General features: G+C 29.8%; 19 protein-coding genes and 1 other annotated feature. Of the genes, 1 reads left to right on the forward strand and 18 read right to left on the reverse strand.

The window, feature by feature from the left end:
• Positions 1-11 precede the first annotated feature (11 nt).
• The 9 genes from murF to I4V16_RS00835 form a co-directional block, all read right to left on the reverse strand.
• Complete coding sequence (murF, locus tag I4V16_RS00795) at positions 12-1,376, reverse strand: UDP-N-acetylmuramoyl-tripeptide--D-alanyl-D-alanine ligase (protein ID WP_195966347.1); 1,365 nt, start codon at positions 1,374-1,376, stop codon at positions 12-14.
• 92 nt (positions 1,377-1,468) lie between these two features.
• Positions 1,469-2,926 carry a UDP-N-acetylmuramoyl-L-alanyl-D-glutamate--2,6-diaminopimelate ligase gene (locus I4V16_RS00800; RefSeq protein WP_195966349.1) on the reverse strand — a complete coding sequence of 486 codons (1,458 nt, stop codon included), beginning with the start codon at positions 2,924-2,926 and terminating at the stop codon, positions 1,469-1,471.
• 40 nt (positions 2,927-2,966) lie between these two features.
• Positions 2,967-5,186 carry a stage V sporulation protein D gene (locus tag I4V16_RS00805; RefSeq protein WP_195966351.1) on the reverse strand — a complete coding sequence of 740 codons (2,220 nt, stop codon included), beginning with the start codon at positions 5,184-5,186 and terminating at the stop codon, positions 2,967-2,969.
• 63 nt (positions 5,187-5,249) lie between these two features.
• The gene (locus tag I4V16_RS00810; protein ID WP_195966352.1) at positions 5,250-5,747 is read right to left on the reverse strand and encodes a cell division protein FtsL; all 498 of its coding nucleotides are present in this window, start codon (positions 5,745-5,747) and stop codon (positions 5,250-5,252) included.
• A 34-nt stretch (positions 5,748-5,781) separates the two neighbouring features.
• The gene (gene rsmH, locus I4V16_RS00815) at positions 5,782-6,714 is read right to left on the reverse strand and encodes a 16S rRNA (cytosine(1402)-N(4))-methyltransferase RsmH (protein WP_049177987.1); all 933 of its coding nucleotides are present in this window, start codon (positions 6,712-6,714) and stop codon (positions 5,782-5,784) included.
• A 12-nt stretch (positions 6,715-6,726) separates the two neighbouring features.
• Positions 6,727-7,155, reverse strand: a complete 429-nt coding sequence (gene mraZ / locus I4V16_RS00820; protein WP_027097648.1) for a division/cell wall cluster transcriptional repressor MraZ — start codon at positions 7,153-7,155, stop codon at positions 6,727-6,729.
• Between the two features lie 198 nt (positions 7,156-7,353).
• The gene (ychF, locus tag I4V16_RS00825) at positions 7,354-8,451 is read right to left on the reverse strand and encodes a redox-regulated ATPase YchF (protein ID WP_049178015.1); all 1,098 of its coding nucleotides are present in this window, start codon (positions 8,449-8,451) and stop codon (positions 7,354-7,356) included.
• 280 nt (positions 8,452-8,731) lie between these two features.
• Positions 8,732-9,901, reverse strand: coding sequence for a DUF2812 domain-containing protein (locus I4V16_RS00830; protein ID WP_195616914.1), 1,170 nt, complete (start codon positions 9,899-9,901; stop codon positions 8,732-8,734).
• On the reverse strand, positions 9,891-10,214 hold the full coding sequence (locus I4V16_RS00835) for a PadR family transcriptional regulator (protein ID WP_195966353.1): 324 nt from the start codon (positions 10,212-10,214) through the stop codon (positions 9,891-9,893). The genes I4V16_RS00830 and I4V16_RS00835 overlap by 11 nt, the downstream gene beginning before the upstream one ends.
• 155 nt (positions 10,215-10,369) lie before the next feature.
• Here I4V16_RS00835 and pdaA point away from each other — a divergent pair, with 155 nt between their 5' ends.
• Positions 10,370-11,149 carry a delta-lactam-biosynthetic de-N-acetylase gene (pdaA, locus tag I4V16_RS00840; protein WP_111937276.1) on the forward strand — a complete coding sequence of 260 codons (780 nt, stop codon included), beginning with the start codon at positions 10,370-10,372 and terminating at the stop codon, positions 11,147-11,149.
• A 123-nt stretch (positions 11,150-11,272) separates the two neighbouring features.
• Here the strand turns inward: pdaA and I4V16_RS00845 are convergent, their stop codons facing one another.
• The 9 genes from I4V16_RS00845 to I4V16_RS00885 all read right to left on the reverse strand — a co-directional run bounded on the left by I4V16_RS00845 (position 11,273) and on the right by I4V16_RS00885 (position 19,561).
• Positions 11,273-12,100, reverse strand: coding sequence for a cysteine ABC transporter substrate-binding protein (locus I4V16_RS00845; protein WP_195966354.1), 828 nt, complete (start codon positions 12,098-12,100; stop codon positions 11,273-11,275).
• Positions 12,101-12,115: 15 nt separating this feature from the next.
• On the reverse strand, positions 12,116-12,853 hold the full coding sequence (locus tag I4V16_RS00850; RefSeq protein ID WP_195616913.1) for an amino acid ABC transporter ATP-binding protein: 738 nt from the start codon (positions 12,851-12,853) through the stop codon (positions 12,116-12,118).
• Between the two features lie 13 nt (positions 12,854-12,866).
• Positions 12,867-13,544: an amino acid ABC transporter permease gene (locus tag I4V16_RS00855; RefSeq protein WP_207738378.1), complete on the reverse strand. Its 678-nt coding sequence runs from the start codon at positions 13,542-13,544 to the stop codon at positions 12,867-12,869.
• Positions 13,525-14,190, reverse strand: coding sequence for an amino acid ABC transporter permease (locus I4V16_RS00860; RefSeq protein ID WP_242974243.1), 666 nt, complete (start codon positions 14,188-14,190; stop codon positions 13,525-13,527). Before I4V16_RS00860 ends, I4V16_RS00855 begins: the two co-directional genes overlap by 20 nt.
• A gap of 228 nt (positions 14,191-14,418) precedes the next feature.
• Positions 14,419-14,658: a binding site (T-box leader), on the reverse strand.
• 116 nt (positions 14,659-14,774) lie between these two features.
• A complete protein-coding gene (locus I4V16_RS00865) occupies positions 14,775-15,422 on the reverse strand; it encodes a cyclodeaminase/cyclohydrolase family protein (protein WP_099329465.1) in 648 nt (215 codons plus the stop codon).
• Between the two features lie 72 nt (positions 15,423-15,494).
• On the reverse strand, positions 15,495-16,031 hold the full coding sequence (locus tag I4V16_RS00870) for a nitroreductase family protein (RefSeq protein WP_049178001.1): 537 nt from the start codon (positions 16,029-16,031) through the stop codon (positions 15,495-15,497).
• Positions 16,032-16,087: 56 nt separating this feature from the next.
• Positions 16,088-16,996 carry an AEC family transporter gene (locus I4V16_RS00875; RefSeq protein WP_195966355.1) on the reverse strand — a complete coding sequence of 303 codons (909 nt, stop codon included), beginning with the start codon at positions 16,994-16,996 and terminating at the stop codon, positions 16,088-16,090.
• A gap of 25 nt (positions 16,997-17,021) precedes the next feature.
• The gene (locus I4V16_RS00880; RefSeq protein WP_049178004.1) at positions 17,022-18,149 is read right to left on the reverse strand and encodes a glycosyltransferase family 4 protein; all 1,128 of its coding nucleotides are present in this window, start codon (positions 18,147-18,149) and stop codon (positions 17,022-17,024) included.
• 5 nt (positions 18,150-18,154) lie between these two features.
• Positions 18,155-19,561 carry a flippase gene (locus I4V16_RS00885; RefSeq protein ID WP_049178006.1) on the reverse strand — a complete coding sequence of 469 codons (1,407 nt, stop codon included), beginning with the start codon at positions 19,559-19,561 and terminating at the stop codon, positions 18,155-18,157.
• Positions 19,562-19,620 lie beyond the last annotated feature (59 nt).

Consider the following 19,620-nt stretch of genomic DNA (forward strand, 5'->3'; position numbering starts at 1 on the left):
CACCTCCTTCGTTATATATCTAAATTTTCTAGGGCTTTTACTATTTCTTCAAACTTAACTCCTCTAGATGCTTTAATTATTATAGCATCTCCTTCTTTTATTACATTTCTTAAGTCTTCTATTAAGTCTTCTTTTGTGTTATAAAGCTTAACACTATCTTTTTTAAACCCTATTCTATAGTTTTCTTTTTCTTCACCTGTTGAAATTAGTATGTCTGCCTTATCAGTAGCATACTCACCAACTTCTTTGTGCGCCTTCTCTGACTCATTACCAAGTTCATTCATATTTCCTAAAATAGCTATCTTTCTTTTACCCTTTGTATTTCCTAATACATCTAAAGCAGCTTTCATTGAATCAGGACTAGCATTATAACAATCATTAATAATTGTAAACTTATCTTTATTTATAAATTGTAATCTCATAGAAGTAGCTTCTAAGTTGTCTAATCCCTTTATCATATCTTCATAGCTTACATTAAGTTCTCTACAAGCAGCTATACCAAGTAAAGCATTTAATACGTTATGTGCTCCTACCATAGGAAGATTAAACCTATATTCACCTTCTTGACTTACTACAGTAAAGGATGTTTCTTTATCTGTTAATTTAATGTCTTTTGCTCTAAAGTTAAAGCTTTCATCATATCCTGTTTTTATAAGTTTATAGAAATCACTTTTTACATTTGGAAGATATTCATCTTCTCCATTAACTATTAAAACATTATCCTTTGTAAAGAAATCTGTAATTTCCATTTTTGCTTTTAAAATATTTTCTCTTGTTTTTAAATTTTCTAAATGTGATAACCCAATGTTTGTTATAAGGCCGATATTAGGTCTTGAACATTCTGCAAGCTTATGTATCTCTCCTAAATCACTCATTCCCAATTCTAGAACAGCTACATCATATGTAGAATTTAATTGAAATACCATAAGAGGTAAACCAACTTCATTATTAAAGTTTCCTTTAGTTTTAAATACTTTATACTTATTGCTTAAAAAGGCTGCCACTAAATCTTTTGTAGAAGTCTTTCCTGTAGACCCAGTAACCCCAATTACCTTTATTCCTAGTTTATTTCTATAATAATGTGCAAGATCTAATAAAGCATCATATGTATTTTTGACTTTAATAATTATTCCTAAACCTTGAATATCTTCTAAATTACCTACAACTTCATCAATTATAGCTATAGATGCACCTTTTTCTAAGGCATCCTTTGCATAGATATTACCATTAAAGTTTTCACCTTTTAATGCTATAAAAACATTATCTTTTTCAATCTTTCTAGTGTCAGTATTTACATTATTGAAATTTCTATTTTCATTATCTACTAGAATTTCACCTTTTACTGCTAGTACTAATTCATCAAAGCTTAATTCCACGTTATCTACCTCTTCTTCCTATAACATTCAACAACATGTGGAATACTGCCTATGCAATATTCCACATAATTAATTATAATATAAATATTATACTAATATTCCTTTTCTTTTTCCTTTAATATTTTATCAACAATTTCTCTTTCGTCAAAGTGTATTTTACCACTTTTTAATTCTTGATAGGTTTCGTGACCTTTCCCAGCAATAACAATTACATCTCCAGCTTGTGCTAAATCAATTGCTCTTTTAATTGCCTCTTTTCTATTTTCTATAACTTCATAGTTGTTTTTATTTATACCTTTAATAATATCATCTATAATGCTCATAGGCTCTTCTGTTCTTGGATTGTCAGAGGTTATTATTGCAATTTCAGAGAGTTCTGTTCCTATTTGCCCCATTTGAGGCCTTTTAACTTTATCCCTGTCTCCTCCACAACCAAATACAGATATAAGTCTATTTGTTTTAAATCCATTTACTGTAGTTAAAATATTCTCTAATCCATCTGGTGTATGTGCATAGTCGATTATTATTGTATAAGGTAACTTATATTCTTTTCCTACTTTTTCACACCTTCCAGTAACAACAACATCTTTTATGCCCTTTTTTATTGATTCAATAGACACATTAAGAGCAAGGGAGGCCCCTATAGCACCAAGAGAATTATAAATATTAAACTCACCTGGCAATCCAACCTTTATAGTTTCTTTTTTTCCTTTAATGTTAATATCATAAGTTGAAAATTCACTTTCACACTTCTCATTAAAGGCTTTATAATCTGATTCGCTTTTTACAGAATAAGATAGTGATTCTCCAGATATTTCATCTATTATTCTCTTTCCATAATTATCGTCAACATTTACAATACTTATACCACTTTCTTTAAAAAGCTTCAATTTAGCCTCGTAATAATTTTCAAAGGTTTTATGAAAATCAAGATGATCACGAGTAAGATTTGTAAATATACCAACATCAAATTTAATTCCATACACCCTATCAAGGGCTAGAGAATGTGATGATACTTCCATTACGCAATATTCACATTTTTTCTCTACCATTTCATTAAACAATTTGTAAAGTTCTAGAGATTCCGGCGTTGTTCTTTCCGAAGGTACTATTATATTTCCTATATGATTTGATATTGTTCCTACAAGCCCTACCTTATGTCCTTCTTTTTCTAAAATGCTTTTTATCATAAAGGTTGTTGTTGTTTTCCCGTTGGTGCCTGTAACCCCAATCATTTTCATTTTTTTGTGAGGATTATTATAGAAGGTGGCAGAGACTATAGCTAATGCTTTCCTAGTCTCCTCCACCTTTACTATAGTTATTTCTTTATTTTCTAATTGTATATCTTCTTCACATACAATTACTTTTGCACCTTTTTTAACAGCTTCGTTAGCATACTTGTGGCCTTCCTTCTTTAATCCTTTTATACAAAAGAAGATATCTCCACTCTTTACACGTCTGCTATCATAACTAATACCATTTATATCTACATTTAAGTTACCTTGAATTATTGTATAATTGCTTTTTTCTAAAAGCTTTTGAAGAATCATTTTTTTACCTCTATTAATTATTAAAAGAAGTTCTTACTCATTAATCTCCATAGTCATTGTTTAATTCAAGTTTAACTGTTGTTCCTTTTTCAATTAATTCACCATAAGGAATACTTTGACTTTGAACCATTCCTTCACCATCTACCGAATACTTAAGTCCTAATGAGCCTAATAGAGCTGATGCTTTCTCTAAAGAATATCCTCTAATATCAGGCATTATAACTCTTGTTAAGTTTTCTGCTTCTCCCTCAGTATAAAGTGTTATTTTTGATCCTTCTTTTACTGCATATCCTGGGAATGGTGTCATTGATTTTACATATGATCCATTTCCAACAACTTCACACTCTAACTTTTGTTCTTTTATAATCTTTTTAGCTTCTTCTATATTCTTTCCTCTTACTTCTGGAACTGTAACTTCTTTTACTATTGAAACAGCATTTTCTGATGAGAACTTACCTTCCATGTAATTGAATATATTTGTAAATAAAGTTTTAGCATATGGTGTACATACAGGACCTGCATAATACACACCAGTTCCTGGTTCATCAACAGATACCATTATAGTTACCTTTGGATCATCTACAGGCGCCATACCTACAAAAGTTGATAAATATTTGGAAGATGAATAAGTACCATTTTCAACTTTTTGTGCAGTACCTGTTTTACCTCCAATATGATATCCCTCCATGAAAGTACCTTTTCCTGATCCTGAAGTAACAACTCTTTCAAGGTATTTTCTTAATTGAGCTGTATTCTCTTCAGACGCTAATTTCTTAGTTGTAGCTTCAAAAGATTCGTCCATTACTCTTGTTCCATTTTCATCTTTATGAGTAATTTCTTTCATTATATGAGGTTGAATCCATGTACCTCCATTAGCTACAGTATTAAATGCAGCCATATATTGAACAGAATTTACTGTGTTAGTTTGTCCAAAAGCTATTGTAACTAAGTCTGTAATAGACATATTTGCAGCCTTCTTTATAATTCCCTTTGCTTCACCTGGTAAATCCACACCAGAAATTTGTCCAAAACCAAACTTCTTAATATACTCAACTAAAGTTTCGCTACCTATTTTTTCACCAAGTTGCATAAATCCAACGTTACATGAATTTTGAATTATTTCTCCAAATGTTTGAGTACCATGTCCTCCAGACTTCCAACACTTTATTCTTCTATTACCATATGTTAGACTTCCATTACAGGTGAATGTATCATTTTCCGAAACTAAACCTTCTTCCATAGCAGTAATAGCAGTAATTACCTTAAATATAGATCCTGGTTCAAAGGTATCATTTACCAGCCTATTTCTCCACATTTTTTGAAGTTTTTCTCCATCAGTTTCTCCCACAAAATTTTCTATTCCATCATAAGGATTATTAGGATCAAAGTCAGGTTTATTTACCATAGCAAGTATTTCTCCTGTTTTGGGGTCCATTACTAAAACAGAAACTGCCTTAGCCTTATGATCAATTAATGCTTGGGATGCTACACTTTCAGCAAAAAATTGTATATTTTCATCTATGGTTAAAGTTACATCTTTTCCATCAACTGGATTAGTAAATTGTGAAATCGTGTAAGGAAATCCCCCTCTTTGACTTTCTAACTCAGTTATCTTTCTTCCTGGAACGCCAGAAAGTGCACTATCATATTGTAATTCTACTCCTGTAAGACCTTTACCATCACTATTAGTTGACCCTAAAACATGAGATAAAAAAGATCCATTAGGATAATATCTTTTTGTATCTGGCGAAACAATTATTCCAGACAATTTTTTTTCTTCTATTAATTTCTTTAAATTATCAGCTTGTTGTTTTTCTATTCTTCTTATTAAAGTAGCTGCACCTGCATCTTTACCACTTGGAAGTTTTGTATCCAACTTTTTTTGAACATCTTTAGTTTCCATACCTACTGCTTCAGCAATTAAAGGTGCAAGCTCTGCACTAGACTTATACCCTTTATTATTTTCTATACTTTTTTTATAGTATGCTCTAATTGCATTTAAGTCAAAATCTACTCTATAAACATTAGCAGAAACAGCTAATTCTACACCATTTCTATCTAATATTCTCCCTCTTCTAGCATCAATTTTTACTTCGCTTGTCCACTGTTCCTTTGCCATTGCAGAATATTCAGCATGTTTTCCAATCATTATGTAAGCTAGTCTTACACTCAAAACAAAGAATAGAAATGTTAACCCTACTAGAGCCAAACTCATTCTCTTCTTCATTGAAGCTTTGTCTCTGAATCTACTATTCTTCACTCATATTCCTCCATCTATCATTGTTCCGTAGCTAAGTCATATAAAATATAAGGGATGCTACTATTAATCTAGTGCATCCATTATTTTAGAAAACAATCCACTCTTATTATCTTTTGCATTAGTTTCATCATTTTCTAAATCTTCAAAATAGTTTCCCGATAAATCCATCTGTAACATTTCATCCTTTGTAGCTACTACCATCCCTAATTTCTCCTCAGCATTAGTTTTGATATTATCTAATGATGCTACTTTTAGAAGTTCAACTCTTAATGCTTCATTTTCATCATCAACGCTTTTAATTTCGCTATTAAGTTTTGCCAAATCACTTTGCATTGAATATACCTTTGTATCTCTTGCTATTGTTATAACACCTAATATTGCAATTGCAGCGGCTATTTGACGTGCACCTTTTCTCTTACGTCTTTCCTCTTCAAGTTTTCTTCTCTTTCTTTCTCTCTTTGCCTTTTGTAGTTCCTCGTATCTTTTTCTGTCAGGTTCACTACTTCTTCTTGGCTGAGCTGCTGTATTCCCTCTTATATATTCATACTCTTTTACTATCATTTTATTCACATCCCCATTTTTTTATAACTATTCTCTAAAATCTCTCTATAACTCTTAACTTAGCACTTCTACTTCTTGGATTTTCTTCCACTTCTTCTTTTGATGGATCAATAGCTTTTCTTGATATAAGCTTAACTAAAGGTTTCTTCCCACATACACAGATTGGGAACTCCTTTGGACAAGTACATGGATTTGCAAGTTCTCTAAACTTTAACTTTACAATCCTATCTTCTAAGGAATGGAAGGTTATAATTGCCATTCTTCCACCTTTATTTAACCTATTTACCCCATCTTCAATAGCTTTATTTAGAATTTCCAGTTCCCCATTCACTTCAATTCTAATAGCTTGGAAGGTTCTTTTAGCAGGGTGAGGACCTTCTCTTCTAGCTTTTGCAGGTATTGCTGCCTTTATTATGTCAACAAGCTCTAGAGTAGTTTCTATTGGCTTTTCTTCTCTTCTATTAACAATAAATTCTGCTACCCTTTTTGCAAACTTTTCCTCACCATAATCTCTTATAATTCTCCAAAGATCCTCCATGGAGTAACTATTAACTACGTCATAAGCAGAGAACTCTCTATCTCTGTTCATTCTCATATCTAAAGGAGCATCTTTCATATAACTAAAGCCTCTTTCTCCCTCATCTAATTGATAAGAGGACACCCCAAGATCCATTAATATTCCATCAACTTTTGGTATATCTAGTTCTTCTAAAATACTATCTATATTATGAAAATTATTATGGACTAACTTCTTATTTTCATATTCCTTTAATCTTTCACCAGCTGCTTTTAAAGCATCTGTATCCTGGTCTATTCCTACCAATAAACCATCCTTTGATAACCTTTGTAATATATGAGATGAATGACCTGCTCCCCCTAGGGTACAGTCTACATAAATTCCATCATCCTTTATATTTAAGGCATCAAGACATTCATTTAATAAAACTGAAACGTGTTTAAATTCCATTGTCAAAACTCCTTATATTCCTAAGTCACTCATTTTTTCTGCAATTGATTCAAAATCAACATTAGAATCATTGTATTCTTGCCACTTTTCTTTACTCCATATTTCTACTCTAGTTAATACTCCTATACTTACTATTTCCTTTTCTATTCCTGCATATTCTTTAAGATTTTGTGGAATCAACCCTCTTCCTTGCTTGTCCATCTCTATTTCACATGCTCCTGCAAAGAAAAACCTTACAAAAGATCGAGCATCTCTATTGGTAAGAGGTAGAGTTTTCATCTTTTCTTCTAAATTTTTCCATTCATCTTGTGGGTAAGCATATAGGCATCCATCTAGCCCCTTTGTAATAACAAACTTATTACCTAGCTCCTCCCTTAACTTGGAGGGTACAATCATTCTGTTTTTACTATCTAAGGCATGTTGATATTCACCAATAAACATTTTTGTACTCCTCTATATACTTTATAGTGATTTTGCTCTACTTTCAACCACTTTACACCACTTTTACCCACTTTTTTATAAATATTCGAGAAAACTTTCTAAATCCCTTCTATAATTGGGAAATAATTTGAATTTTTTTCAAAAAAAATAGAAGAGACATCTAAAAAGATATCTCTTCCTTTAAAACTGCAGTTTACTTTATACATTAAATCTAAAGTTAACTACATCTCCATCTTCCATTATATACTCTTTTCCTTCTAATCTATAAAGACCTTTTTCTTTAGCTTTTGCTTCTGAACCACATTCAACTAAATCGTCGTAAGCAACAACTTCTGCTCTAATAAATCCTCTTTCAATATCTGAGTGAATCTTTCCTGCTGCTTGTGGAGCTTTTGTTCCAGCTTTAATTGTCCAAGCTCTTACTTCTTGAACACCAGCTGTTAAGAAGCTCATAAGTCCTAATAATTTATAAGAAGCTCTTATAAGCTTATCTAATCCTGATTCATCTAATCCATATTCTGATAGCATTTCTGCCTTTTCTTCTTCATCAAGACCTGATAATTGTTCTTCAAGGCTAGCGCATACTATCATAACCTCTGCCTTTTCAACCTTAGCATATTCTTGAACTTTCTTTACATAATCATTTTCTAAGTTTCCACTCATTAAATCATCTTCAGATATGTTACATGCATATAAAACAGGCTTTGAAGTTATTAAGAAAAGACTCTTAACAAAATCCATTTCTTCTTCAGTAAAATCTAATGATCTAGCTGGTAAATTCTTTTCTAATTGAGCCTTTATTTTTTCCATTATTGCATATTCTGCCTTAGCTGTTTTATCACCAGATCTAACAAGCTTTAATGATTTTTCCATTCTTCTTTCTAGAATTTCTAAATCTGAGAATATAAGCTCTAAATTGATAGTTTCTATATCTCTTATTGGATCAACGCTTCCTTCTACGTGAACAACATTTTCATCATCAAAACATCTAACAACATGTACTATTGAAGCAACTTCTCTTATATGAGAAAGGAATTTATTTCCTAAACCTTCTCCTTTAGAAGCTCCTTTAACTAGTCCTGCAATATCATAAAATTCTATTGCTGTATAAACTTTTCTTTTTGTATTATACATTTTTTCTAGTACATCTAGTCTCTTATCTGGTACTGATACAACACCAACGTTTGGTTCTATAGTACAGAATGGATAGTTAGCTGATTCTGCTCCTGCCTTTGTAATTGCGTTAAATAAGGTACTTTTCCCTACGTTTGGTAAACCTACTATTCCTAATTTCATATTCTTACATTCCTTTCTTCCTAAAAACATTCCACCTAATGTCGTAAAAAATGGTTTAAAAGCTATTAGTGTTTTAAACTTCCAACTTTTAAACCATTGCTTTTCCTAAATATGCAATGTTACTTAACTTAAATGCATCCACTGTTTACATCATAAGTCTAATTATATGTATTTATTTGATTTTTTTCAATACCTTTGACCATGTTTTAGATTTCCTTTATATTAAATAAAATAAAAAGGACGAATTAAGTCCTTTTTATTCTCAATTTGAATAATCTTGCTAAGCAAAACATTCATTATATATAATATTTAAAAATTTCTCTTCATCTAAATCTTTAAAGTTATTAGAAATACTTATATATTTATTTTCACCAATGACAATATACTTTTTCCCTAGCTCATTATTATTTGCATAAACACAAACATCTTTAGGTAGATTGGTTTCTATCATTTCTAATATTAAATCAGCATCATCATATTCATATGATAATTTACTAAAGCTTTTAATTTCTTTATTTACACATAACTCAAAAATCCAATTATTATCACATATAAAAGTATCATAAAAAAATGATTCATTTTCTCCTTCACTAAAATAGCTTCTATTTTCTGCTATTATACTCTTAGAACCATATACCTCATTAGATATTTCTTCATATCCAAAATCATTTAATGTTAAATTTGATATATACTCATGATTTTTCTTACTATCGTTGGATAAAACAGATACTATTTCGCCTCTAAAAAAACTACTATCCATTACAGGAATAACAATAATAAATACTATTGCAAGTATTATTCCTATTATATAAAGTTTATTTTTTCTTTTTAAGGATTTATACGAGTTATATGGTATGAATTTATTTTCTTTTAAACTTATTCTACTTTTTATAATCCATTTAATAAATAAAATTAGTTCTATAGAATAATAAAATATGGCTGCACTATATATAAATGAACATAATATCATTACATTACTTGAGAAAATAGTCTTTACCATACCAAAGCTAGCAAACCATTGGCAAAAAACAATCATCCATAAGGCAACAATAACTGCATATCCAAAAACATTCCACATAGATGCCTTTATTATTTGTTTAAATTTTTCTTTCTCATCAGTGTGTATTGGGATTAAATCTAAATTATCTTCAGTATAAAAAATTTGAATTTTACCTTTGCTACAAACATATTTCCAACCAGCTTCTTCACAATAATCTCTATATCTTAATGCTTCCTCATTATCTTCAGCATGGAAGAAAGTAACATCTCCAAGTATATCAACTGTGAATTTTAATTTTCTTGCTTTAATCTTTTCAAATTTAAATATGTTGCCATTAATAGAAGCTAATAGCCATCCTTTGCTTGCCTCTTCTTCCAAAAACTCTTCTACAGCTGCACACTCATATGGCATAAAATTAAACAAAACTCTTTTTGTATTTTTATTCTTCATATCTCTCCTCCAAAAATTCTCTTCCTTCTGCAACTAAAGTTTTTAACCTTTTATATTCACATTCTAAGATTTCTTTGCCCTTATTAGTAATCTTATACACTCGTTTTCTTCCTACCCTAGAGGTTTCAATAATCATATGCTCTTCCTCAAACTTTCCTAACAGCGCATATAAAGTTCCAGGTCCAACTTTAACCCTTCCATTTGAAATATCTAAAACATTCTTCATTATATCTACTCCACATTTTTCATTAAGAAGAGATATTAAAACATAATACATAGGTTCAGTTAAATTTTGAAATTGTTCTCTAGTCAAATTATCACCGCCCTTATATCGATAGTCGATATTTATAATTAAATTTTAATATCGAGTAACGATATTGTCAATCTTCCTTGTAAATCATTCCAGTATTTTAGGTGGACATAATACAAATAATAACCTTGAAATAAAAAAAGAAATTAGGTGAATATATGAAGAAAAAATTATTTGCATTTGCTCTTTTAATAGCTTTATTTATTTCTATAATTCCTATGAATGTTATGGCTCTAGATAGTGACACCAAAGAGCTTAACTGGTATTACGTTGCAAGAGTAAAAGGAGAAACACCTGAACCTGCAAAAGAATCTGTATCCTTTTTAAAAGAATATGGAGGATATTATGTGGGTGACACTTCTCAAAAAGTTTTATATTTAACTTTTGATGAAGGATATGAGAAAGGTTATACTGGAGCAATACTTGATACTCTTAAGGAACTTAAAATACCAGCTGCCTTTTTTGTTGTCAAGCCATACATAGATAGCGAACCTGAATTAATAAAGAGAATGGTTGATGAAGGTCACTTAGTTTGTAATCATTCTAATCATCATCCATCTATGGCTTCAATTACTGATCCTGAAAAATTCAAAAAAGAATTAACTGATGTTGAAGCTGCATTTAAAGAGCTAACAGGAAAAGATATGCCAAAATACTTTAGACCCCCAATGGGAAAATATTCAAAGAAATCTTTAGAGATGACAAAAGCTTTAGGATATAAATCTATCTTCTGGAGCTTTGCTTATAAAGATTGGCTAGTTGATGATCAACCTAGTGAAAGCTTTGCTATAGAAAAAATTAAAAAAGGTGCTCATCCTGGAGGAATTTTATTACTTCACGCAGTTTCAAATACAAACACAAAAGTTATGAAGCAAGTGTTAAGTGATTTACAAGCTGAGGGCTATGTATTTAAATCTCTTGATGAGCTACCAGAATAAAATTTTACAAACAAAAAGTATAGGAATGTTTTTTTCCTATACTTTTTTCTAGTATTTATATATTTATATAAATATATATTCTTATATTTATATATTGTTATATTTATAAGATTTAATGAATGGCTACTCTATTATTATATCTTCTTGATTAACTGTATCTCCATAAGCTGGCTTCAAAGTTTTTTCATAAGCTTCTTTTATTTTTCCTTCTTTAGAAAGCTTATTAATTTCATCATTCAACCAATTTAAAAGTTCAGTGTCCCCTTTCTTAACAGCAGGTGCTATTACATCTTCATCACCAAGATTTTTAATTCCTACAGTATAACCTTTATTCTCTATAGCCCATGCAAATAATAAAGTATTATCATGAGCTAAGGCATCTCCTCTTCCATCTTTCAAAGCTTCAAAAGCTTCTGTGTTCTGATCAAACTTTAACAAATCCATATCAGGATAATTTTTTGAGAAATAAGCATCAGCTGTTGTTCCCTTGTTTACAATTAACTTTTTACCTTTTAACTCATTAACATCAGTAATTACTGCTCCATCTTTTGAAACAACCCCTAAAGCAACTTTCATATATGGATTTGCAAAATCCACCTTCTCTTTTCTCTCATTTGTAACTGTAAAATTAGCTAAGATAATATCAACTTTATTTGCCTGCAAAAATTCAACTCTACTAGCTGCTTCAACTAAAACAAACTCTACCTTTGTTTCATCCCCAAACAAATCTTTTGCTATTTCCTTTGCAATTTCTACATCATAACCTTGATTTTCACCATTGGAATCTACATACCCAAAGGGTGGTTTATCACTGAAAACACCAATTTTTATAGTTCCACGTTTTTTTATTGAATCTATAGAAGATTCATTCTTCCCCCCACATCCAATTAGGCTCACAATTAGTAATACAGCAGAAAGTAATACTCCAATAACTTTAAATTTCTTTTTCATAAAATATGCCCCCTTTTAATAATTTAAAATATTTAAAAATAATCTTGCCCTCTCTGTTTTAGGATTTGTAAAAAACTCTTCTGGACTAGTTATCTCTACTATCTTCCCTTCATCCATAAAAGCTATCTTATTAGCCACTTTTCTAGCAAAAGACATTTCATGAGTTACAACTATCATGGTCATACCATCCTTTGCTAAGGCTTGTATAACTTCTAATACTTCTCTTACCATCTCTGGGTCTAATGCAGCTGTTACTTCATCAAAAAGCATTATATCTGGATTCATACATAAGGCTCTAACTATAGCAATTCTCTGCTTTTGCCCCCCTGATAACTCCCTAGGAAAAGATTTCTTTCTATCTAGAAGACCAACCTTTTCTAATAATTTATCTGCCTTAGCTTCTACTTCTTCTCTTTTTCTCTTTTGAACCTTTAAAGGTCCTAAAAGAATATTATCTATTACATTCATGTGGGAAAATAATTCATAACTTTGAAATACCATTCCTATTTTCCCTCTTACTTTAGTCCAAGAAATATCTTTTCCAAGCTCACCCAATCCCTCCAGGGCAATTACTCCATCATTTATACTCTCAAGTCCATTAATACATCTTAATAAAGTACTTTTACCACAACCTGAAGGACCTAATAAAACTAAAACCTCACCTTTTTGAAGATCTAAATCTACTCCCTTTAAAACCTCTATATTACCAAAACTTTTTCTTAATCTTTGTATTTTTAAAAGCTCATCTGCCATATCTCTTTACCTCCTAACTTATCCATTTTTCCTCTAAATATTTTGATAATAGGGATAGTGGATAACAAATAATAAAGTATAAAATAAATATTGTTCCATATATCCAAAATGATGCTGAAGGATTTGTTAAAATTGATGCTTCTATTATTTGCTGCCCAATTTTTATTACTTCAACAACACCAATTAAAACTACTAAGGAGCTTGTCTTAATCATCCTAGTTGCTAAGTTAATTGCACCTGGAGTTATCCTTCTTAAAGCTTGTGGAATCAAGATATATCTAAAGGTTTGTGCATTGCTTAGCCCTAAGGCATAGGATGACTCCCACTGATGTTTTTCTATTGATGTTAAAGCACCTCTAACTATATCTCCCATTTCTGCAGTCCCCCATATAACAAAAACAATTATAGATACAAGCACTCCATCAATATGAGTATTTAAAGCTGTAGCAACTCCGAAATATACAATAAATAACCATACTAAAATTGGTATTATTCTAACTGCTTCAAGATATACCCTACACAAGGCCTGTATAACCTTATTCTTACTAGTCATTATTACTCCTAAAATTACTCCTAGGATAGTTGCTAGTATTACTGAAATAAAAGCTATTTTACAGGTGACTAATAACCCACCAAGAAGTCTCTCAAGATTTTTCCCTTGAAAAATAACATCAATCCCCATACTCTGCAGACCTTCCTTTCTTCTCTAGATAACTAATTAATATAGATATTGGAAGTAATATTATCAAATAAAAAACAACCAATAAAAATAATGCTTCTATAGTTTTATATTCCATGCCAATAATATCTTTAGCTAAAAACATTAAATCTGCCACTGCTATTGCTCCAACAATGGAAGTTTCCTTTAATAAAAACAGGCAATTAGCTCCTATTGATGGTATTGCAATAGATATAGCTTGTGGCAAAATAATATACCTTAATGTTTGAAATCTAGTTAATCCTATGCTTAATCCAGATTCAATCTGTCCTTTGGAGACTGCCTCTAACCCTCCTCTTATTGCTTCTGCCATATAACTTCCCCCTAAGAAAGTTAATCCTATAACTCCACAAGTAAAACCACTTAATTTTATCCCCATTTTAGGTAACCCATAAAATAAGAAAAATAATTGAATTAATAAAGGAGTATTTCTAGACACTTCTATATAAGCCTTAGAAATAGTCTTTAAAATTCTAACCTTATAAAAAATCAGATTACTACAGATTAAGCCAACAACTACTGAAAGAATTATTCCAATAACCCCTAACTCCAATGTTAAAATTGTTGCATCTACATACCTTGGTAAAGTCTCCATTATAAACTCCCAATTCATATAAATTCCCTCCTATAAAAAAATCGTCAAGACGAGCTTGCAGAGTCGTCGATTTTTTTCAGCGCACTCTGGCTTTTGGAAACGTATGTGAGCAAAAGACCAGGCGCATATAATTTTATTTTTTATTCTTTAGGAAGAAATGAACTAATATATCGATAAATTGTTGAAGTTATCCAAAATTTAATAATAGATATAATTTCCTAAAGAATAAAAATAAGCCTCATCTCTTAATATATAAGAGACGAGGCTTTTTGCTCCGCGGTTCCACTCTAATTAGATTCTATACAATCCCACTTAACTATGTACTTTCATACACTTACGCTATAACCGGCGCACCGTGATAGTCCTACTATACTTTTTCAAACTATCTGCTCTAGAGGGCACTTCACTATTCTTATTATAGAGGCTCTCACCAAAACACCTCTTCTCTGTGATAATTACAAAATAGCTACTTTTCTCTTTCTACGCATTTAAAAATGTTTTTAAGATTTATTATGGTCTAAATCTCTTATTTTTCTTTTCTTTAATTCTGTAATATTATTATATAAAAAAAGCCATAAAGTGTGATTAACTACTTTATGGCTAAAATATTAAATTGGATATATTTCATTATTCATCTTTTTTACAATAATATCTTTTCTCTTAATTGATTTTTCTTCTAATTCAGCTAATTCTAACTCAACATTTTTTGCAAAAGGCTTATCTCTTAGTGAATTTAAATTAACTTTAACATTTACAATAGCACTTTCAATAGCTGCATGTAAAAGAATTGCTGCACATCCTGCATCTGATATAAGCATTCTATTTCCATACTTTACAGCTACATCTATATTATCATAAAAATTATAACACTCCTTAGCAAGTTCCAAAGGAGCCTTCATAGCCTTAACTGTTCCTTGAACTATAGCTGCACTTCTAATTTTCTTTTCTTCATCAGAATCTTTAGGAAGCTTATAGCAGTCCATAAGCTTATTAAAATACTCTCTATCCAATTCCATTAGTTCCATTGATTTTTTTATAAACTTACCACTTGCTTCTTTAAAGTCTAGTACTGTCTTTTTTGTTTCTCCATCTAAATTTTCAAAGGACTTTTTATTTACAGTCAATGAATACACCATTGAATTTAAACTTCCTGAAAGAGCAGCTACAAGCCCTGCTACACTTCCTCCACCTGGAGATGGTGATGAAGATGACAAGTCTTCTAAAAATTCATCTATTTTATAATCCTTAAACCTCATACTATTACCTACCTTCTAGTTTTTATCTAATTATAAAAAAAAGAGTAACTTTTTACAAGTTACCCTTAGCTTTTAATATGGATTATTGTATTCATTTTTAAAAGCAAACTCTTTAATATCCTTTGCTTTATAATGTTCTTTTTCTTCTGCTATCTCACCTACTGGAGTTATTCCAATAATCTTGTATTCATCAGGTATCTTTAATATATCTTTTACCTCACCTTCATCTATGGCACCAATCCACAATGTTCCATATCCTTCTGCTGTTGCTGCAAGAATTATATGTTCCATAGCAATAGCACCATCTACAAGATAAAAATCCTTCCCTTCAACCTCACCAGAATCATCAGGTTTTGCAATAATAACCATGGCTATTGGTGCCTCTTTTACAGCATTACACGCCTTATCATCCTTATTTCTTATAGATTCTGCAATCTCATTCTTCTTATCTTCATCATCAACTATTATAATTCTAAATGCACTTCTATTTTTCCATGAAGGAGCTCTCATAGCTGCTTCTATCATTTTATCTATAGATTCTTTTGAAATTTTACTGTCCTTGTATTTAGAAATACTAGTTCTCTTTTTTATAACATCAAAAAATTCCATTACTAAACACCATCCTATAAAATTATTCAGTATTAGAATTTCTCTCTTTCGTATTTTTATACTATATAACTTATCCAAAGAGGCAATGTAAATAAGGATATAAATGTAGTTACAAGAACAATAATGGCTGAATATTCCTTTTCCATATTGAATTTTTCTGCAAAAATAGTAGTTGTTGTAGCAGCTGGCATAGCTTGTACTAATACTAGAGTTTTTATAACTATAGTATTATCCTTAAGGATGCTTCCAAGTATCAATACTGTTAAAGGCAATAAAGCTAACTTTACTAAAGCCCCATAATAAATTGAGCCATCCTTTAACATTTTCCTAAAGTCCACTTTTGATAAAACACACCCTATAACTATCATAGAAATTGGGGTTGTCATACTTCCCACCATATTAGCAGGGTTTAAAATAACTTGTGGAATATTGATATTAAAAATAAGTATTGGTAACCCAATATATACTGCAATCATTGATGGATTTAATAATATTCTTTTTATATCCTTTTTTTCTTTACTATCAGAATACAGAATTACTCCATAGGTCCATAAAAATATAGTAAAAAACAGATTAAATATTGATGCATAAATAACCCCTTCTGAACCAAATACCATATTAACTATTGGAAATCCTATAAAACCACAATTTGAAAATACACTAGAAAACTGAAGAACTCTTCTTTTCCCTTCAGATTTAACTTTTTTAAATAGCATATAACATAAAGGTATAGCTATAATAAAGCATACAAAACTATAAACAAATGCCTTTATTATATTGTCCATAATGCTTTCATGAAAGCTAAAGGAAAAAGATGATACTATCATTAAAGGAAGTGTTATATTTAATAACATCTCAATTAGTCCCTTTTGTGTTTCTTCAGTTATTATTCCTTTTTTATTTCCATATACTCCAATAAGTAAGATTAAAAAAATAGAAACAATATTACTAAATATCTCAAACATTCTCTACTCCAATAAAAGTGATTTATTATAATATACTTTTTAAATGTTCATTTAGTCTATCAATTATATTATCCCAATCAAATTTATTAACTGCTTCACTATATGTCTTATGCGAAATCTCTTTCAGATCACGGCAAGTCATATAATTAATCAAACCTTCAGTCAAGGCCTTTTCATCTCCAGGTTTAACTAATATTCCACCACTTTTATTTACTATCTCATAAGCAATACCTACATCTGTTGAAACGATTATATCGCCTAAGGCAGCTGCTTCTATAAAGCTAATTCCAAAACTTTCGAAATCAGATGTTAAAGAAAATATCTTTGCTTTTTTGTATTCATTAAATAATGCTTCCCTATCATCAACATTCCCAACAAGTTCTATAGAATCTTCTAACCCAGAGTTTTCATTTAAAAATTTTTTATATAAATCTAAAAATCCATCCTCTATAGGGCCAACTAACCTTAACTTCCACCCTTTTCTTATTTCTACTGGAATATTTTTAAATGCTTCTAATAGCATCATAGTATTTTTTTCTTCAGCACCAATTCTAGCTGTACTTAAAATTATATTTTCTTTAGCGGAATAATCATAACTTATATTTAAGGAATCTAATAATTTGAAATCCACACCATTAGGTAATATTTTAAGCTTATCCTTTAAATAAGGTAGCTGATTAATTAAATCTTTATATATCTTTTCTTGCTCAACTGTAATTAAATCAAACTTATTAAAGAATTTTTTCAGAAAAACTTTACCTATTTTGTTTAATTTACTTATTCTTTCAGGTAATAAGTGACTACAATCTAATTTCAAATATAGCTTTCCTTCTTTATTTAAAAACTTATAAATATATGCATAGCAAAAAGAAGATAGAGTAACGTGAAACATTTGAAGAATATCATAGTTTTTACTATTCTTTAACAAATATATACTTCCATCTAAAGCATAGCTATTAAATCTATTTTTAACAAATTCTAATTTCAAGCCTTTTACGACATCATTTTGAAAAGTGTATTCTCCATTTTTGAAAGTTATTAATGATGAATCATATCCATACTTTTCATATAATTTAAACGGAATCATTCCCATATCTTTTACTAAATGGACATTGGTAGATTTCAAATATATCATTCCATATCTCTTGCTCATAGTATTTAGTCCTTAAACCCTTCCTTAAGTTCATTAATAGTTACTATTTTTAATGTAAACAATGTAATAAAATATATAACTATAGATATTAATATAAGAACAAATATATTGCTTATAAATATTCTTGTAATACTAAGTACTAATCCCATTACTATAGATGGTATCAGTAATATAACAACTTGCTTTATGTCATTGAACTTTACTATTTTTCTTATATAATCTCTCATTAAAATTAAGTTTATAACCTCAGTTAGTGTTGTAACTAAAGCTGCAGCCATATATCCATACTTAGGAATTAAAACTAAATTTAATAAAAGGTTAATAGTTGCTGATATTCCTACAACCTTTAGATATTTCTTTTCCAATCCAAAGGCATTTAAGGAATATGCATATACTTCTCTTATTGATATTATAAAAATATATATCATTAATATTTTCAACGGCTCAATTGCTGGTGAATATTGCTCGTTATAAAATAGTAAAATTATCTTATCTGCTAAAATAAAACCACCAAAAGAAATAGGTATTGTTATCATTAAGACAACCTTCATAACTAATTTAATAGTTCGCTTTATTTTTTCTTTTCCCTCACTATATGATCTAACCAAATATGGAAATAGAGGTAAAAATAAAACTCCTATAAATGTTATGATAAAATTAATAAAATTATATGCTGCTTGATATATACCTAACTCTCCAAATCTTGAATTACTAGCACCTAAAATTATCTTATCTATATTCCCATTTACCATAGCTAACAATCCAGATAATAAAAAAGGAATTCCTATAACAAAATACCTTTTAAATATTTTATTACTAAACTTAAAATGTACTTTTATATTGTACCTTCTTAAAATAACATAATAATAAAGTGCACCACTTAAGACTCCAATAACCATAGCTATAGGTATAATATAAATATCAGTACTAGATTTAACCGAAATAAATATTATTACTGCTGGCACAATTGTTTTTAACAAATTATATACAGCATTATGCTTCATGTCCTGAATTCCAGAAAAGAACCAGTCAAAATTCATTGAGGTTGGTATTAATATAATACTCCACAATATTATTATTAATGGAAACTTTGAATCATCAGATAGAAACGAGGACATAATTAAGCAAATAACACAACATACAACTGCTATAATAAATCTAAATGTAAATAGTTCACTAACTAAATCCTCATAGTTTTTATCCTTTTGTACAACTAATCTAGTTCCAAAGGTTTGTACCCCAAATAGAACTATCATAGTAAAATATAATATAAATTGTTGAGCATAAGTTATCATTCCATAGTTATATTCAAGTAAAATATTAGAGTAATATGCTATACTAACAAAACCTATCAATTGACCTATTATATTAGCTACTGACGTACTTAAAAAGTTTTTTAAAATCTTATTCATAAATCACCTATACAATGTTTCGATTTAAATTAAAACAATATGCAGCTACCTGTCTTATC

This window comes from Clostridium sp. 1001283B150210_160208_E6 (assembly GCF_015669365.1).
In the GTDB taxonomy this organism is placed as follows: domain Bacteria; phylum Bacillota; class Clostridia; order Clostridiales; family Clostridiaceae; genus Clostridium; species Clostridium paraputrificum.

Excerpts from the sequence above, each read along its gene's own strand:
- rsmH (WP_049177987.1), bottom strand. The coding sequence starts at position 6,714 with ATGGAATTTAAACACGTTTCAGTTTTATTAAATGAATGTCTTGATGCC.
- mraZ (WP_027097648.1), bottom strand. The coding sequence starts at position 7,155 with ATGTTTATTGGTGAATATCAACATGCCTTAGATAGTAAAAACAGAATG.
- pdaA (WP_111937276.1), top strand. The coding sequence starts at position 10,370 with ATGAAGAAAAAATTATTTGCATTTGCTCTTTTAATAGCTTTATTTATT.
- I4V16_RS00865 (WP_099329465.1), bottom strand. The coding sequence starts at position 15,422 with ATGAGGTTTAAGGATTATAAAATAGATGAATTTTTAGAAGACTTGTCA.
- I4V16_RS00830 (WP_195616914.1), bottom strand. The coding sequence starts at position 9,901 with ATGAAGAATAAAAATACAAAAAGAGTTTTGTTTAATTTTATGCCATAT.
- I4V16_RS00850 (WP_195616913.1), bottom strand. The coding sequence starts at position 12,853 with ATGGCAGATGAGCTTTTAAAAATACAAAGATTAAGAAAAAGTTTTGGT.
- I4V16_RS00880 (WP_049178004.1), bottom strand. The coding sequence starts at position 18,149 with ATGAGCAAGAGATATGGAATGATATATTTGAAATCTACCAATGTCCAT.
- I4V16_RS00870 (WP_049178001.1), bottom strand. The coding sequence starts at position 16,031 with ATGGAATTTTTTGATGTTATAAAAAAGAGAACTAGTATTTCTAAATAC.
- I4V16_RS00800 (WP_195966349.1), bottom strand. The coding sequence starts at position 2,926 with ATGATTCTTCAAAAGCTTTTAGAAAAAAGCAATTATACAATAATTCAA.
- I4V16_RS00885 (WP_049178006.1), bottom strand. The coding sequence starts at position 19,561 with ATGAATAAGATTTTAAAAAACTTTTTAAGTACGTCAGTAGCTAATATA.
- I4V16_RS00845 (WP_195966354.1), bottom strand. The coding sequence starts at position 12,100 with ATGAAAAAGAAATTTAAAGTTATTGGAGTATTACTTTCTGCTGTATTA.
- I4V16_RS00875 (WP_195966355.1), bottom strand. The coding sequence starts at position 16,996 with ATGTTTGAGATATTTAGTAATATTGTTTCTATTTTTTTAATCTTACTT.
- ychF (WP_049178015.1), bottom strand. The coding sequence starts at position 8,451 with ATGAAATTAGGAATAGTAGGTTTACCAAACGTAGGGAAAAGTACCTTA.
- I4V16_RS00810 (WP_195966352.1), bottom strand. The coding sequence starts at position 5,747 with ATGATAGTAAAAGAGTATGAATATATAAGAGGGAATACAGCAGCTCAG.